This is a genomic window from Shewanella sp. MMG014 (genome assembly GCF_018100775.1).
GTDB lineage: Bacteria > Pseudomonadota > Gammaproteobacteria > Enterobacterales > Shewanellaceae > Shewanella > Shewanella japonica.
On sequence record NZ_JAGJDZ010000003.1, the window covers coordinates 473,024 to 488,053 of the forward strand.

15 protein-coding genes are annotated in these 15,030 nt (G+C 40.7%); 11 read left to right on the plus strand and 4 right to left on the minus strand.

The features are described from left to right. The first annotated feature begins 293 nt into the window (after positions 1 to 293). Together J8L86_RS07355 and J8L86_RS07360 are read left to right on the plus strand one after the other, a co-directional pair. A complete protein-coding gene (locus J8L86_RS07355) occupies positions 294 to 1,586 on the plus strand; it encodes a serine/threonine transporter (RefSeq protein ID WP_055025148.1) in 1,293 nt (430 codons plus the stop codon). A gap of 111 nt (positions 1,587 to 1,697) precedes the next feature. After that, entirely contained in the window at positions 1,698 to 3,065 is a 1,368-nt protein-coding gene (locus tag J8L86_RS07360; RefSeq protein WP_211029553.1) for an L-serine ammonia-lyase, read from the plus strand. Between the two features lie 77 nt (positions 3,066 to 3,142). On the opposite strand, the gene J8L86_RS07365 is transcribed toward J8L86_RS07360, so the two are convergent. Continuing rightward, positions 3,143 to 3,604, minus strand: coding sequence for an N-acetyltransferase (locus J8L86_RS07365; RefSeq protein WP_211029561.1), 462 nt, complete (start codon positions 3,602 to 3,604; stop codon positions 3,143 to 3,145). A 104-nt stretch (positions 3,605 to 3,708) separates the two neighbouring features. Between J8L86_RS07365 and J8L86_RS07370 the strand changes: the two genes are divergently transcribed. Both J8L86_RS07370 and J8L86_RS07375 read left to right on the plus strand, forming a co-directional pair. Then, complete coding sequence (locus J8L86_RS07370) at positions 3,709 to 4,056, plus strand: hypothetical protein (RefSeq protein ID WP_211029563.1); 348 nt, start codon at positions 3,709 to 3,711, stop codon at positions 4,054 to 4,056. A gap of 205 nt (positions 4,057 to 4,261) precedes the next feature. After that, a complete protein-coding gene (locus J8L86_RS07375; RefSeq protein WP_055025151.1) occupies positions 4,262 to 5,602 on the plus strand; it encodes a dicarboxylate/amino acid:cation symporter in 1,341 nt (446 codons plus the stop codon). Between the two features lie 105 nt (positions 5,603 to 5,707). Here the strand turns inward: J8L86_RS07375 and J8L86_RS07380 are convergent, their stop codons facing one another. Next, positions 5,708 to 6,127, minus strand: coding sequence for an META domain-containing protein (locus J8L86_RS07380; RefSeq protein WP_065109542.1), 420 nt, complete (start codon positions 6,125 to 6,127; stop codon positions 5,708 to 5,710). Positions 6,128 to 6,296: 169 nt separating this feature from the next. Between J8L86_RS07380 and J8L86_RS07385 the strand changes: the two genes are divergently transcribed. The 3 genes from J8L86_RS07385 (at position 6,297) to J8L86_RS07395 (ending at position 7,565) form a co-directional block, all read left to right on the plus strand. Continuing rightward, on the plus strand, positions 6,297 to 6,533 hold the full coding sequence (locus J8L86_RS07385) for a hypothetical protein (RefSeq protein WP_055025153.1): 237 nt from the start codon (positions 6,297 to 6,299) through the stop codon (positions 6,531 to 6,533). Next, positions 6,530 to 7,102 (plus strand): N-acetyltransferase, encoded by a 573-nt coding sequence (locus tag J8L86_RS07390; protein WP_065109543.1) that lies wholly within the window; start codon positions 6,530 to 6,532, stop codon positions 7,100 to 7,102. The genes J8L86_RS07385 and J8L86_RS07390 overlap by 4 nt, the downstream gene beginning before the upstream one ends. 79 nt (positions 7,103 to 7,181) lie before the next feature. Next, a complete protein-coding gene (locus J8L86_RS07395; protein ID WP_211029565.1) occupies positions 7,182 to 7,565 on the plus strand; it encodes a hypothetical protein in 384 nt (127 codons plus the stop codon). Positions 7,566 to 7,605: 40 nt separating this feature from the next. Here J8L86_RS07395 and J8L86_RS07400 read toward each other — a convergent pair whose 3' ends face one another. Continuing rightward, entirely contained in the window at positions 7,606 to 8,166 is a 561-nt protein-coding gene (locus J8L86_RS07400) for a GNAT family N-acetyltransferase (RefSeq protein ID WP_211029567.1), read from the minus strand. Between the two features lie 605 nt (positions 8,167 to 8,771). On the opposite strand from J8L86_RS07400, the gene J8L86_RS07405 reads away from it, so the two are divergent. Beyond that, positions 8,772 to 9,374, plus strand: a complete 603-nt coding sequence (locus tag J8L86_RS07405; RefSeq protein WP_211029569.1) for a flavin reductase family protein — start codon at positions 8,772 to 8,774, stop codon at positions 9,372 to 9,374. A gap of 92 nt (positions 9,375 to 9,466) precedes the next feature. Next, positions 9,467 to 10,027 (plus strand): MAPEG family protein, encoded by a 561-nt coding sequence (locus J8L86_RS07410; protein ID WP_065109546.1) that lies wholly within the window; start codon positions 9,467 to 9,469, stop codon positions 10,025 to 10,027. A gap of 85 nt (positions 10,028 to 10,112) precedes the next feature. Here J8L86_RS07410 and metK read toward each other — a convergent pair whose 3' ends face one another. After that, entirely contained in the window at positions 10,113 to 11,264 is a 1,152-nt protein-coding gene (gene metK / locus J8L86_RS07415; RefSeq protein ID WP_055025159.1) for a methionine adenosyltransferase, read from the minus strand. A gap of 577 nt (positions 11,265 to 11,841) precedes the next feature. On the opposite strand from metK, the gene tkt reads away from it, so the two are divergent. Next, positions 11,842 to 13,836, plus strand: a complete 1,995-nt coding sequence (gene tkt / locus J8L86_RS07420) for a transketolase (RefSeq protein ID WP_055025160.1) — start codon at positions 11,842 to 11,844, stop codon at positions 13,834 to 13,836. A 131-nt stretch (positions 13,837 to 13,967) separates the two neighbouring features. Further along, a complete protein-coding gene (gene epd / locus J8L86_RS07425) occupies positions 13,968 to 14,990 on the plus strand; it encodes an erythrose-4-phosphate dehydrogenase (RefSeq protein ID WP_065109548.1) in 1,023 nt (340 codons plus the stop codon). The last annotated feature ends 40 nt before the right edge of the window (positions 14,991 to 15,030 follow it).

Here is a 15,030-nt window from a genome sequence, read left to right on the forward strand (position 1 = left end):
GAGGCATTATGTTAAGCATGGCAATCGTTATATGGGTTATTGATTGTATAACCTAAGCCGTGCTTGTGTGTGAGCTGCTGGTTTATTAGGTGTTATTGTATTAGATGTTTTGTTGAGCAATTTATCTTAAAGTGTTACCAGTTAGAATAACTGATCGTACCAGTTGCGTGCTTTGCTCTCAAATAGCGTTAAAATTTTTGTGAGTCGGGGTAAAAAATGACCTAGATCATATTTCACAATTTAGAATTCTATATTCTCCGCTGTGAAATTAGATACCTAATAGGGTCATTATTATGCAAAGAGATTCAATCAATGCGCAGGACGTTGCAGTTTCAGCTCACGATGAGCAAACTTCAGTAAAAGGCTGGACACGCCAAGATACGACTTGGATGCTTAGTTTGTTTGGTACCGCGGTTGGCGCAGGCATTTTATTTTTGCCTATCAATGCAGGTATGGGTGGATTTTGGCCGTTAGTGTTAATGGCGATTATCATTGGCCCAATGACGTACCTTGCTCATCGTGGTTTATCTCGTTTTGTATGTTCTTCTAAAAATCCAGGTAGCGATATCACCCAAGTGGTTGAAGAACATTTCGGTGTGAGTGCAGGTAAAGCCATCACAGTGCTTTATTTCTTTGCTATTTTCCCTATTGTGCTTATTTATGGTGTTGGCATTACCAACACTGTTGATAGTTTTATTGTTAATCAACTTGGCTTTGCTTCACCTCCACGAATTCTTTTATCTGCAGTGTTAATTATTGGCATGATGTCAGTGATGGTTGCGGGTGAAAAATTCATGCTAAAAGTGACTCAGTTTTTGGTTTACCCGTTAGTTGCTATTTTAGCTTTCATGTCATTTTACCTGATGCCAGATTGGAAGATGGACGCACTGCAAGTTGTGCCTTCTACCGGTGAGTTCTTGGGGACTGTGTGGCTAACGATTCCTGTATTAGTGTTTGCATTTAACCATTCTCCTGCTATTTCACAGTTCTCTGTTTCATTGAAACGTGAGCATGGCAATAACGCCTCGAAAAAAGCGGATGTGATTTTACGTAACACCTCCATGATGCTGGTTGGCTTCGTGATGTTATTTGTATTCTCGTGCGTATTGTCTTTAAGCCCTGCTCAATTAGCTGAAGCAAAAGATCAAAACTTAGCGATTCTGTCTTACCTTGCTAACGTTCACTCAAGCGGATTTGTTAGTTATTTTGGTCCTATTATTGCGTTCATTGCGATTATTTCTTCATTCTTTGGTCATTACTTAGGGGCAACTGAAGGTTTAAAAGGCATGATCACTAAGCAACTTCGTAGTAGCAATAAAGAAGTATCAGACGCCAAACTCAACAAATTTATTCTTGGCTTTATGTTTTTCAGTATTTGGATTGTTGCGGTTATTAACCCAAGTATTCTTGGCATGATTGAAGCGTTGGGCGGCCCTATTATTGCGGCGATTTTATACCTAATGCCAATGTATGCCGTTTATAAAGTTCCTGCTTTAAAAGCTTACCGTGGCCGCATCAGTAATGTGTTTGTTGTGATTGCTGGTTTATTGGCAATGACAGCCATTTTATTCGGCCTAATGAGCTAACACTCTGATAATTAAGGCTGTCGTGTAGCATGGTTAGAGGAACAATAACGGTTCCTCTTTCTTACGGTTTTTAGTTTGCTGATAGGGTCAGTAAACGTTGAGGCAAATTATATGTTTAGTGCATTTGAAATCTTTAAGATTGGTATTGGTCCGTCGAGTTCACATACCGTTGGGCCGATGAAAGCGGCAAATTGTTTTATTGATGACTTGATTGAGCAAGGCAAGCTAACTCAAATTACTAAATTCACGGTTGATGTATACGGATCATTATCATTAACGGGTAAAGGTCATCATACTGATATTGCGATCATCATGGGATTGGCGGGTAATGAACCTGAAACGGTTGATATTGATAGTATTGAGCCTTTTATTGCCCAAGTTGAGAAAACCCAAGAAATCATTATAGGTGATGCGATTCACCATGTTGATTTTCCTCGTGATGCCTTGATTTTCCATCGCTCAACCTTACCATTGCACGAAAATGGCATGACGTTACATGCTTGGATTGGCGATGAGTGTGTTTATTCCAATACTTATTACTCTATCGGCGGTGGTTTCATCGTTGAGGAAAGTGAGTTTACTCAAAGTCATTCCAGTGGCGTTAAGGTGCCTTATCACTTTAATTATGCTGATCAGCTAGTGGCACACTGCAAAGATTCAGGTTTAAGCATCAGCGGATTAATGAAGCAAAACGAGCTGTGCTTCCGTTCGGAAGAAGCTATGTATAGTGGGTTTAATCTTGTATGGAAAACCATGCAAGATGCGATTGTAAAAGGCTGTCATACAGAAGGCGTGTTATCTGGCCCATTAAAAGTGTCACGTCGTGCGCCAGCCTTGCACCGTGAATTACTTCGCTGTGAGCGAACCAGTACCGATCCTATGGAAATCATTGATTGGGTCAATTTATTTGCGTTGGCTGTGAGTGAAGAAAATGCTGCTGGTGGTCGTGTTGTGACCTCGCCAACCAATGGTGCAGCAGGGATTATTCCTGCGGTGTTGGCCTACTATGACAAATTCATACAGAAGGTCGGTGAAAAAGAATGTAGCCGTTACTTTTTAGCCGCAGCTGCAGTGGGATCGCTATACAAACGGAATGCTTCGATATCGGGGGCGGAAGTTGGCTGTCAGGGTGAAGTGGGGGTCGCTTGTTCTATGGCGGCTGCGGGCTTAGCTGAGTTAATGGGCGGCTCACCTGCGCAAGTTTGTATGGCTGCTGAAATTGGTATGGAACATAACTTAGGCTTAACTTGCGATCCTGTAGCGGGCCAAGTTCAAGTCCCTTGTATTGAACGAAATGCAATCGCATCGGTGAAAGCGATTAATTCGTCACGTATGGCATTACGTCGTAATTCTGAACCAAGAGTGAGCTTAGATAAAGTGATTGCGACTATGTATGAAACGGGTAAAGACATGCATGTGAAATATCGTGAAACCAGCCAAGGTGGTCTTGCAATAAAAGTCACCAATTTGTGTGCTTAATCGGGTTTGATTAAAAGGCTTTCTTACGAAAGCCTTTTTTGTATTTTGTACACATTGACAACAGCGTGTAGAGAACTCTACTCTTCAGCACCTTCTGCAATCTCTTCATACATCAGATAATGGCTTTGCTCCATACCTAGTGATTGATAGGTTTTTTGGGCAATGTGGTTGTCGTGCTCAACATACAATCTAAAACTCGCAGCGCCGCCTATTTCCTCAGCAAGTGATTTTACAGCTTGATAAAGCTTGGCATAAATTCCTTGGCGGCGATTTTGCGGGCGAATATACACACTTTGGATCCAGCAGTAGTTAGTTGCGCGCCAATCACTCCATTCAAGGGTAACCATTAACGATCCCGCTATTTGACCATCAAGTTCAGCGACAAGATAAAAGCCTTTTTCTGGGCTATTAAGCATCGTGCTCACGCCTTTTGTAAGACGTTCATTATCTAATGTGAGGTTTTCGGTTTCCAATGCCATCGCTTGGTTAAAATCAACTAATGCTGCTAAATCTGATGCTTGGCCTTTTCTTATTATCATTGTCCTTCCTATATCGGGAATCGTAAAAATGTTGCTGATTTTTTATTCGACTAAAGTCTAAGCTGCTATGCTTATTATTCAATGTGACAGTGCAAGAGGTTGTGATGATAAAGTCAAAATATCAATTCAGAGTTTACCGATATATCAAACATCCCAGTCGAATTAATCGAGTCAAAAATCCTTGTCATAGTGTTTATCCTACTACAGTCAACGGGGCTGCACAGCCCAATATTAATCATCCGTTACACTTCCTGCTAACCTTAGCCACTTTAGGGTTATGGGCAATGGTGTGGTGGTGGCTGATTTTAAAGTCGAGAGGCGAGGAGTCAAACTGGCTTGCTGGTTTTGATGATGACTATTGGAGTTATTTAATCGAACGGGAATGTCCCCCTGCAGCTTTATATCCTGTCAAAATCGGCAATAAAGAAACGACATTTATATTTGAAGCCTAATAGTGAATTTTGAATAGAAGCTCAGGGTAAACTGACCTAGATCATCTATTAAACCTAAATAGGTATGCTAGTATGCGGCGCCGAATTTTGTCGGCCGAGTTTATTGATGGTGTCATTGTTTAACGTTGATAACGACATCATCTAGATATTCATACATCGTGACTACTAGTCAGTTACATCAATCGCAAACAAGCAAGGTTACCCCATGTCAAAACATGCACCGTCATTTCCAAGTCGAGTTTGGTCTCGTTGGATGTCAGTTCCTTTATGGTTACAAATCCTCATCGGTATGGTTCTAGGTATTATTGCTGGGATCACCTTAGGGGATGATGCTAGTTACCTAAAACCTATTGGTACCTTGTTTGTTAATACCATTAAAATGCTTATCGTTCCTTTGGTGTTTTGCTCATTGATTGTAGGTGTTACATCAATGCAAGACACGGCAAAAATGGGCCGTATTGGCTTTAAATCATTTGGCTTTTACCTAGGCACTACGTCAATTGCGATAAGTATTGGTTTACTTGTCGGCTACGTCATGCAACCTGGCGCAGGTCTTGGACTTGAAGGTGCAAAAATTGTCAGCGAAGTAAAAGAAGCGCCGACATTGATGGATACGTTAATTAATATCGTACCTACCAACCCAGTGGCGGCATTGGCTAGTGGTCAAATTTTGCAAGTGATTGTGTTTGCTGTGGCACTCGGTATTTCGTTAGTGCTTATAGGTGAGCACGGTAAACCCGCTATTCGTGTTTTTGAAAGTCTAGCGGAAGCAATGTACAAACTCACTGATATGGTGATGAAGTTAGCGCCTTACGGTGTATTTGGTTTAATGGCTTGGGTCGCAGGTGAGTATGGCTTAGATATGTTATTGCCTTTGATAAAAGTCATTGTGGCGGTTTATATCGGCTGTGCGTTACACATTCTTGGTTTTTACAGTGTAGTACTGACAGTGTTTGGTAAGCTAAATCCGATGCAGTTCTTTAAAGGTATTGGCAATGCAATGGCGGTTGCATTTACAACGTCAAGCTCAGCCGGCACCTTACCAGCAAGTATGAAATGTGCCAGTGAAAACTTAGGGGTTAATAAGAAGATTTCTAGCTTTGTATTACCACTAGGAACCACCATTAACATGGATGGCACCGCGCTTTACCAAGGGGTTACGGCGTTATTTGTGGCACAGGCTTTTGGTATTGATTTAACTTGGGTGGATTACATTACTATTGTGCTAACTGCTACCCTTGCATCGATTGGCACAGCAGGTGTTCCAGGTGCAGGTCTAGTGATGTTAACTTTAGTACTGACCACTGTGGGCTTACCGTTAGAAGGCGTTGCTATTATTGCGGGTATTGACCGTATTTTAGATATGGCTCGTACAGTAGTGAATGTATCAGGCGATTTAGTTGCTACGACGGTGATTGCTCGCTCAGAAGATGAGCTAGACGTTGAGCATTACAATGCGGATATGGAGCAATCAGCTCTTATTGCTCAGCATAACGAAGTCGATATTCAGCAAAAAGTTGCTGAAAATGTGAAAAGCAATTCTTAAGTCATTATTTGAGTTTATTGAAAAAAAAGAGTGAAGCCATGGCTTCACTCTTTTTGTATGGACTCAGCTTAATTAGCCAAGTCATGGTGCTTTAGCGGGTAGCAACTAGTCTTGCTGCTGGCTCAATACTAATAAATTAGCACCTTGTTCTGATTTTAGCAGTAATTTTCCCGATTTTGATAAAGCCACATTTGTGACCATTGGCATGGCTTTCATGACTCTAGCTTCTTGTTTCATTAATACTTCAACACAGGCCATCATACTTGTACCAGCAGGGGAAAGGGTAAGTTGTGTATCGTCTTGCTGATACTCTCCAAAGAACTGATTACAACTATTATTACCCGATAATTTACCGCCTTCTGCAAACGTAATTTGTGCTGGACTATGATTAATTACAGCTTCAGAAAGAGCAGATTCAATATACCAACTACCTAACAAGTTAATTTCTTCAGCCTGGTGGCTGTTGCTTTGACAAGCACTAAGACCGAAAATAACCAAACAAGCGGTAATAGCGGGTTTTATCATGATGGTTTCCAATGAGATCGATAATCATCATAGTATATACTGTGTTTCAGCTAAATTTTCATGATGAAGTAGATTTAATTGTTATTCATTCTTTAAAGTCAGTGCATTAGTTAAGCTTGTCGTAAAAATCGACATCTTGATATGTCATTCAGTTAATAAGAGCTATTTAATGAGTAAAATATTTAAAGTCATGCATCTGGTCGGATTATTTATGGTTGGCTGTGGCGCATATTTCTATTTATTGACAGACATGGCCAACGAAATAAATGGCATGTTATTAGTGGCGAGCCTGATTGGTATTGGGCTTTTAATTATGGCGCCTTATCCTGTTGCATTAGTCTTCGATTGGGCACAAAAGCAGCCGCAGTCCCAAGTAAAACAAGAAAGTGATAATAAAACTGAATGAAAATCCAATACCGATTAGCAACACAAGAAGACTCAGCGGAACTGGCTCGACTTGAAAAGAGCTACATGAATGACGAGCTGTCATCACCCGCAGAAAGTATGTCTGGGCAGTGTTTTTCAAAGACCGATATTAGCGAGTTAATTCGCCTCGGCTGGATTATGTTAGCAGAGAACAGTGAAAAACAAACGAGTGCTGCACAAAGTCAGGCAAGTATTATTGGTTATGTGATTGCTGGACCTTGGTCATGGTTTAAATCATGGGGTATATACGCACTTGTTATGCGAAAACTATCTGATATAGAAGCGGGGTTTAGTAAGATAACGGCGCAAAATAGTTGTCAATATGGCCCCATTTGGATCCATCCTGATTTTCGTGGCCAAGGGATATTTGCGAAGTTAGTTGAAAAGCTTAGTTGTAATGTGACCAAAAAATACCCTTATATGGTGACTTTTATCGCAGAAGAAAATCAAACTTCTTTCGCCGCTCATACTGGTAAATCTGCCATGGAAGTAGTGGATTACTTTAGTTTTCAGCAGCGTGATTACTATTTACTGCTAATGAAAAATTAATAGTGACAAGCAGGTATGGACAAGGTTATTAATGAAGTGGTTAACCGAAGAATTTAATGTATGGCATAACAAGAGGTAAATGATGAGTGTTGAAAACTCGCTAAATCAATTTGAACAGTTATTTCAGCCGTATTTGCATTTACGTTTGTCCGCTTATGATAATGCCAAAATTGTGGTGGCAGTATTAGCATCACAAAATAAAACATATCGTGTGGTTGAGTGTGTAAGTTCAGCGCAGTTAGATACTGAGCAAGCTGTAAGCCAACATGGCCACTACCTTGTTGAAACTGACTTCGGCAATATTGGCTGTGGCCGAGCTAATGGCTATCAAGAGGCTATTCAATTAATCGATGCGCGGCAAGACGTAGATTTAAGCTCTGCAAGAGAGCTGACTGTACCAGTGTTGAATATGCAACAAGTGGCGTTTATGTGCGTAGAAACGGCGCACTTTGATCATTGCTGATACGTATTACTCTAAATTTTTTTACTGTTTCTAACTCAACTTAACTCGACTTAAGTAATGCCAAAGGTCTATTTTGGTTGTTATGCTTTTTAAATAACTGATTTATATTATTGTCTACTTCATGGGGCTTAATAAAACCGTGCTGCTGATAGAAATCGGTGAGCGCAGCTATTGCAAAAACATAACACTCAGATTCAAGCAAATTTGATTGAATAACAGACATCAATTGATGAGCGATTCCTTGGCTTCTAGCACTTTTTTTAACGACTAACCCTGTGACTAATTGAACCTCGCCAATTTTTTTTATCCTCACAGCAGCTAAAATATTATCGATTTGAAGCTGGTTCGTGTGGTTAGCTATTGGCTTATCATCAGCTTTTTCTTGGCAGCAGAGGATGACAGTGTCTTTAAACATTGGCTTGGAGTAGGGCAAGTGTTGGCGATAGAAAAGTTTGATTACGGACCATAATTGTTGCTGCTCGCTCAAAGTCGTTTGGTAGTACTCGCCCTGAATACTGTCCGACGCTCTGACTGGCAAAGGCACTGATGACAGGCTAGAAAAGTCAGATTTACTTGCTTTGAACATATAATAGGAGTGCATTCATTTTCCTGAGTTTTATCATTGAGTCTCGCAACTTAAGCTTTGCAACCTAAGCCTCGCAACCTAAGTATCGCAATCTAAGTATCGCAATCTAAGTATCGCAATCTAAGTATGGCAATCTAAGTATCGCAACCTAAGCCAGTTAGCCAAAGTCGGTATGGCTCAACATCATATTGAGCATTCAGATCATAGCTTATTGCTTCAATGGGTTCGACTTATCACCTTATTTCCAATTGGTAAATTATTGCTCATTTTTAGGGCGTTTCTCTGCTCGTTTCTCTGCTCGTTTCTCTGCTCGTTTCTCTGCTCGTTTCTCTGCTCGTTTCATTGCCAGTTCAACGGTTGTTTTATTATTTGTTTTTTACCTGCTTCCTTATTTTCACATATTGAAAGTGTCATTGTATAAATTCTGTCCACTTTAAGCCTTTAAAGTGCTTATTTGTGAATGTTAACAAGTTGTTTGCTGGTTAGGGCTTGTTTGAATAATTATACGGTGATAGCTTAATAACTATCTTATTTAGTTTATGATTTTCATACTATTATTTGTATCGGTTTTGTTTGAATAGGTATGTTAACTAAACGTTGAAAGCAAGTTTGAGATTTCGATGGAATTTTTGCCGCATACGTTAACCGCACAACAAATGTATAAATTATTGATTGGTGGTATCACCCCAAGACCAATCGCTTGGGTGTCTACGGTATCGGCAAAAGGAGTACCTAATTTAGCGCCATTTTCATTTTTTACAGTGGCAAGTGCTAATCCTCCCGTATTGTGCTTTAACCCAATGAGTACCGATAAAGGCGTAGAAAAAGACACGCTAGTTAATATACGTGAGCAGCAAGAATTTGTGATCAACACTGTCAGTCATCAAGACTTATCGGTAATGAATCAAACGTGCCATTCATTACCGCCAGAACAAAATGAGTTTGAATATGCTGGAATAGAAACCTTAGACTCAACGATTGTGAAACCAAGTCGCGTTAAGCAAGCTGTGGTCAGTTTTGAATGTCGACTCAATCAAATTGTCGATTTAGGTAATCAGCCATTAGCAGGGCATTTGATATTAGGGGACGTCGTTGCTGTTCATGTTAAAGATGACGCGATAGATAATTTTAAAATAGATGCAGATCAACTTGATGCCATTGGCAGAATGGCTGGCAGTGACTATTGTTTAACGAGAGATAAAGTACAATTGATGCGCGAATAAAGCGATGTAAACGAGTTAAATAAAAGGACTATTTAATTCACACCCTTAGGATAAGAAAATCTACTGATGAGCATTAAGTACAGGGAGAGATAATGCCACTTTTAGAACAATTTAAAAATAAACTATCATCAAAACAAAGTGATGTATCTTTGAGCGTCGTGATAGGAGTCATCGTCTCTTTTTTCGTTGTCGCCTATGGCGCTTTAGCCAATCCGCTCGAATACACAGAGCCACAATCTTTGGTCGAAAGGCTAACAATATATGCTTATGGCTTAATCTTGCCTGCATTGGCATTTATGTTTGCTGCAGGGCGTGTGCTACTAAGACGATTCAATACCACACAAACTCATGTTCGCTCGGCTTTTGAGGAGTCGGAAAAAACCAGGCATTTACAAAATGTTTTACAAAATACCTTAGAGCAATTTTGTATTGTTTTGAGCGTGTATTTTTTATGGACCTTTATTATGCCTGCTGAGTTCATGTCACTGATTGCGCTAATATCGATAGTCTTTTTTATCGGCAGAATTATATTTATCAGTGGTTATGAAAAAGGTTCCGCCACAAGAGCGTTAGGGTTTAGTTTGACATTTTATCCTTCGGTTCTCTCTGTAGGCGCTATTATTATTTATCTTTTTTATCGTACGTTCTCTTAGCCGTTTTAGTGAATTTTACCCATAAAAAAACCGTCATAAGACGGTTTTTTTGATTCTACTTTATGCGCTAGGCTATGTTGAAAACTTATAAGCCTGCATCTGCACGTAAGATTTCAGCTTTATCAGTCGCTTCCCAAGGGAACTCATTACGACCGAAGTGCCCGTATGCAGCTGTACCTTGGTAAATTGGACGAGCTAAATCTAACATAGCGGTTAAGCCATATGGACGTAATTCAAAGTGCTGGCGAACTAGCTTGATAAGTACGTCTTCAGAAACTTTACCTGTACCAAATGTTTCAATACTGATTGACGTTGGCTCTGCAACACCAATAGCGTAAGACACTTGGATTTCACAGCGATCAGCAAGACCTGCAGCAACGATGTTTTTAGCAACGTAACGTGCAGCATAAGCAGCACTACGATCCACTTTTGATGGGTCTTTACCTGAGAAAGCACCGCCACCGTGACGTGCCATACCGCCGTAGGTATCTACGATAATTTTACGACCGGTTAGACCACAATCGCCTACTGGGCCACCAATAACAAAACGGCCAGTTGGGTTAATGAAGTACTTAGTGTCTTTGTTTAACCATTGTGATGGTAAAACAGGCTTAATGATGGTTTCCATCACGCCTTCGATTAAGTCTTCTTGCGTCACATCTTCACGATGTTGAGTCGACAGGACGATGGCGTCGATACCTTTGATTTGACCATTTTCATAGGCAAAAGTAACCTGACTTTTCGCATCAGGACGTAGCCAAGGTAATGTACCGTCTTTACGGACTTCAGACTGACGTTTAACCAGCTTGTGTGCGTAAGTAATAGGTGCAGGCATTAATACATCAGTTTCATTGCTTGCATAACCAAACATTAATCCTTGGTCGCCCGCGCCTTGCTCTGCAGGATCGCTACGATCAACACCTTGGTTAATATCTGGAGACTGTTTACCAATCGCATTTAAAATCGCACAAGAGTCAGCATCAAAACCCATATCTGAATGGGTGTAGCCAATTTCACGTACTGTTTTACGTGTGATTTCTTCGATATCAACCCAAGCTGAAGTCGTAACTTCACCACCGACTAATACCATGCCAGTTTTAACGTAAGTTTCACATGCAACACGCGCTTTTGGATCTTGCTCTAAAATTGCGTCTAGTACCGCATCAGAAATCTGATCGGCGATTTTATCTGGATGACCTTCTGAGACTGACTCAGAGGTGAACAAGTGGTTTGCCATAGTTGGTAAATCTCGTCTTTTGGAATTTGAACGTGTAGAAGCATCTACATCTAGACGTCTATAATAATTCAAATTAAGTTTGATAACACCCCTTAGAATCAATATAAGTTAAAAATTGTGCAACCATTCAAAGATTTATAAAAACTGTCATTGCTCTGTTTTATAAATTTATTAAATTAATCTTATGAATTTTATGCTAATTCTTGCCTTTATACTGTATTGGATAGGGATGCTAAGGTTAAAAATAAAACAATAACTTTAGTTGATGTTTATCACTTTGTTGGTTTTTTTATTCGCCGGTGGCAACAAATATTCACAGTACTTTTAATGTGACAAAAAATGTCTTAGGGCAATTTAAAATAGAAAATGTAATAGCTTAGTGGGAAAAAGTTATATAAATGTTATCGGTAACATGGTATAAAGTTGGCTAATTAATCTACGCGTTTAGTTTGCAATAGATTGTTAGATGAAAAAAAGTGGCTAATACCGCTAATAAAAATTTGCGTCACATCGCCTAGTAGGGGAAAATATGCCCCCACAATTGCCCGCTAGACCTCACAAACAAGCAGGAGAGAGCATGTCATCTCGTAAAGAACTCGCAAACGCTATCCGCGCATTAACTATGGATGCCGTTCAAAAAGCCAATTCTGGACACCCAGGTGCACCAATGGGGATGGCAGATATTGCCGAAGTGCTATGGAATGACTTCCTAAAGCATAATCCAACTAACCCAGAGTGGGTTGATCGCGATCGTTTCATATTATCAAACGGTCATGGCTCAATGCTGATTTACTCTTTACTTCACCTGTCAGGCTACGCGCTGCCAATTGAAGAAATCAAAAACTTCCGCCAATTACATTCTAAAACACCAGGCCATCCTGAATACGGTTACACCCCAGGTGTTGAAACCACAACCGGTCCTTTAGGCGCTGGTATCAGTAATGCTGTGGGTATGGCTATTGCTGAGAAAACCTTAGCAGCACAATTTAATAAGCCTGGTCACGATATCGTAGATCACTTCACTTACTGTTTCTTAGGTGATGGCTGTTTAATGGAAGGTATTTCGCATGAAGCTTGTTCTTTAGCGGGTACATTAGGCCTAGGCAAATTAGTGGCATTTTGGGATGACAACGGTATTTCTATCGATGGTCATGTTGAAGGTTGGTTCACTGATGATACGCCTAAGCGTTTTGAATCATACGGCTGGCATGTTATTGCAAATGTTGATGGTCACGATAGCGATGCTATCCGCGCTGCAATTGAAGAAGCAAAATCTGTGACAGATAAGCCTACGATGATTTGTTGTAAAACCACTATTGGTTTTGGTTCTCCAAACAAATCAGGCAGCCATGATTGTCATGGTGCACCATTAGGTGATGCTGAAATTGCAGCAGCTCGTGAGTTCCTTGGTTGGGAACACGCGGCATTTGAAATCCCTGAAACCGTTTATCAAGGTTGGGATGCTAAAGATGCTGGCGCAAACAACGAATCTGCATGGGATAAGAAATTTGCAGCTTATCAAGCAGCATTCCCTGCAGAAGCAGCTGAATTTACACGTCGTGTATTAACCGGTGAATTGCCTGCAGAATTTGAAGCAAAAGCGAATGCATTTATACAAGAGTGCCAAGATAAAGCAGAAGGCATTGCAAGTCGTAAAGCTTCTCAAAATGCGATTGGCTTCTTCGGTGAAATGTTACCAGAGTTATTAGGCGGTAGTGCTGACCTTGCAGGTTCTAACTTAACATTATGGTCTGGCTCTAAAGGTATTCAAGACGACCCAGCGGGTAACTATATCTTCCACGGTGTTCGTGAATTTGGTATGAGCGGTATCATGAATGGTATCTCGCTTCATGGTGGTTTCATTAACTACGGTGCGACTTTCATGATGTTCATGGAATATGCGCGTAATGCTGTACGTATGTCGGCGCTAATGGGTATTCAAAATATCTTTGTTTATACCCACGACTCAATCGGTCAAGGTGAAGATGGTCCAACTCACCAACCAGTAGAGCAATTAGCTAACTTACGTATGACACCAAACATGACAGTATGGCGTCCTTGTGATGCTGCTGAAACAGCCGTTGCTTGGAAAGCTGCGATTGAAAACAGCAAAGCGCCAACGTCATTAATTTTCAGCCGCCAAGGCTTAAAAGCCCAGTCTCGTAATGCTGAGCAATTAGCAAATGTGGCTAAAGGTGGTTACGTACTGTCTGATTGTGCAGGTACACCTGATGTTATTTTGATTGCAACAGGTAGTGAAGTGCAATTAGCTCTTGATTCTGCTGCAGCTTTAACTGAGCAAGGTCAAAAGGTTCGTGTTGTATCTATGCCTTCTACGAATGTATTTGATAAGCAAGATGCAGCTTATAAAGAGTCTGTATTACCTGCCTCAGTAACAAAACGTGTGGCGATTGAAGCGGCGCATGTTGATTTCTGGCATAAGTATGTTGGCTTTAGCGGCGGTGTTGTTGGTATGAGCACATTTGGTGAGTCTGCACCAGGTGGCGAGCTACTGAAGTACTTCGGCTTTACCGTTGAAAATGTGGTTAAAACAGTAAATTCACTGGGTTAATCCAAAACGGACGCAATTAAAAGGGTAAACTTTTACCCATGAAGTCTGTATAATGGCGGCCTGCAATCACTTGCAGGCCGTTTTTTTATCTGCTTTTTACTGAGTACTGTTAAGAGGAAGCTTAACCCTCAATGATCCGAGTCGCTATTAATGGTTATGGCCGTATAGGTCGATCTATCCTTCGTGCACTTTACGAGTCGGGTAAACGTCAGCAAATCCAGATTGTGGCAATCAATGAACTTGCCAAGCCTGCAGCAATTAGCCATCTCACTCAATATGATACAACTCATGGTCGATTCCAAAATACAGTTAAGTTGAAGGATGATCAGTTAGTTATTGGTGATGATGTTATTCAACTATTACATCAAGCTGATGCGACTAAGCTTCCTTGGACTGAGCTTGATATCGATATTGTCTATGAATGTAGTGGCAGCCTAATAGAGCGTGATGCTTGTGAAGCGCATATTCAAGCTGGCGCTAAACAAGTTCTGATAAGCCATCCTTCTTCAGCTGATGTGGATGCCACCATAGTGTATGGCGTCAATGACAGTTTACTTAAAGCTGATCATACCGTGGTATCGAATGCATCGTGTACCACTAACTGTATTGTGCCTGTCATTGATGTACTAGATAATCATTTTGGAGTTAAAAGTGGCGCCATCACGACGATACATTCTTCGATGAATGATCAACAAGTGATTGATGCCTACCATGATGATTTACGCAGAACACGTGCAGCTGGTCAGTCAATTATTCCTGTCGATACTAAGCTTGCACGGGGCATTGAGCGCATTCTGCCGCACATGAAAGATAAGTTTGAAGCGATATCAGTGCGTGTGCCAACGATTAACGTTACCGCCATAGATTTATCGGTAACAGTTAATGAACGGGTTGATATTGATAAAATAAATAATGTATTAGAGCTTGCTGCGAGCGGCCTATTTAATGCTGTGTTGGGCTATACTGATGCACCATTGGTGTCATGTGATTTTAACCATGATCCTCGTTCCAGTATTGTTGATGGCACACAAACCAGAGTAAGCGACGGGCATCTCGTTAAGCTCTTACTCTGGTGCGATAATGAATGGGGCTTCGCAAATCGAATGCTCGACACCAGTTTAGCGATGATTCACGCTAAAGATTCTGGTCACTAATTTACGTCTATAGAGCGCTTTACCTTCATCGGGTAAAGCG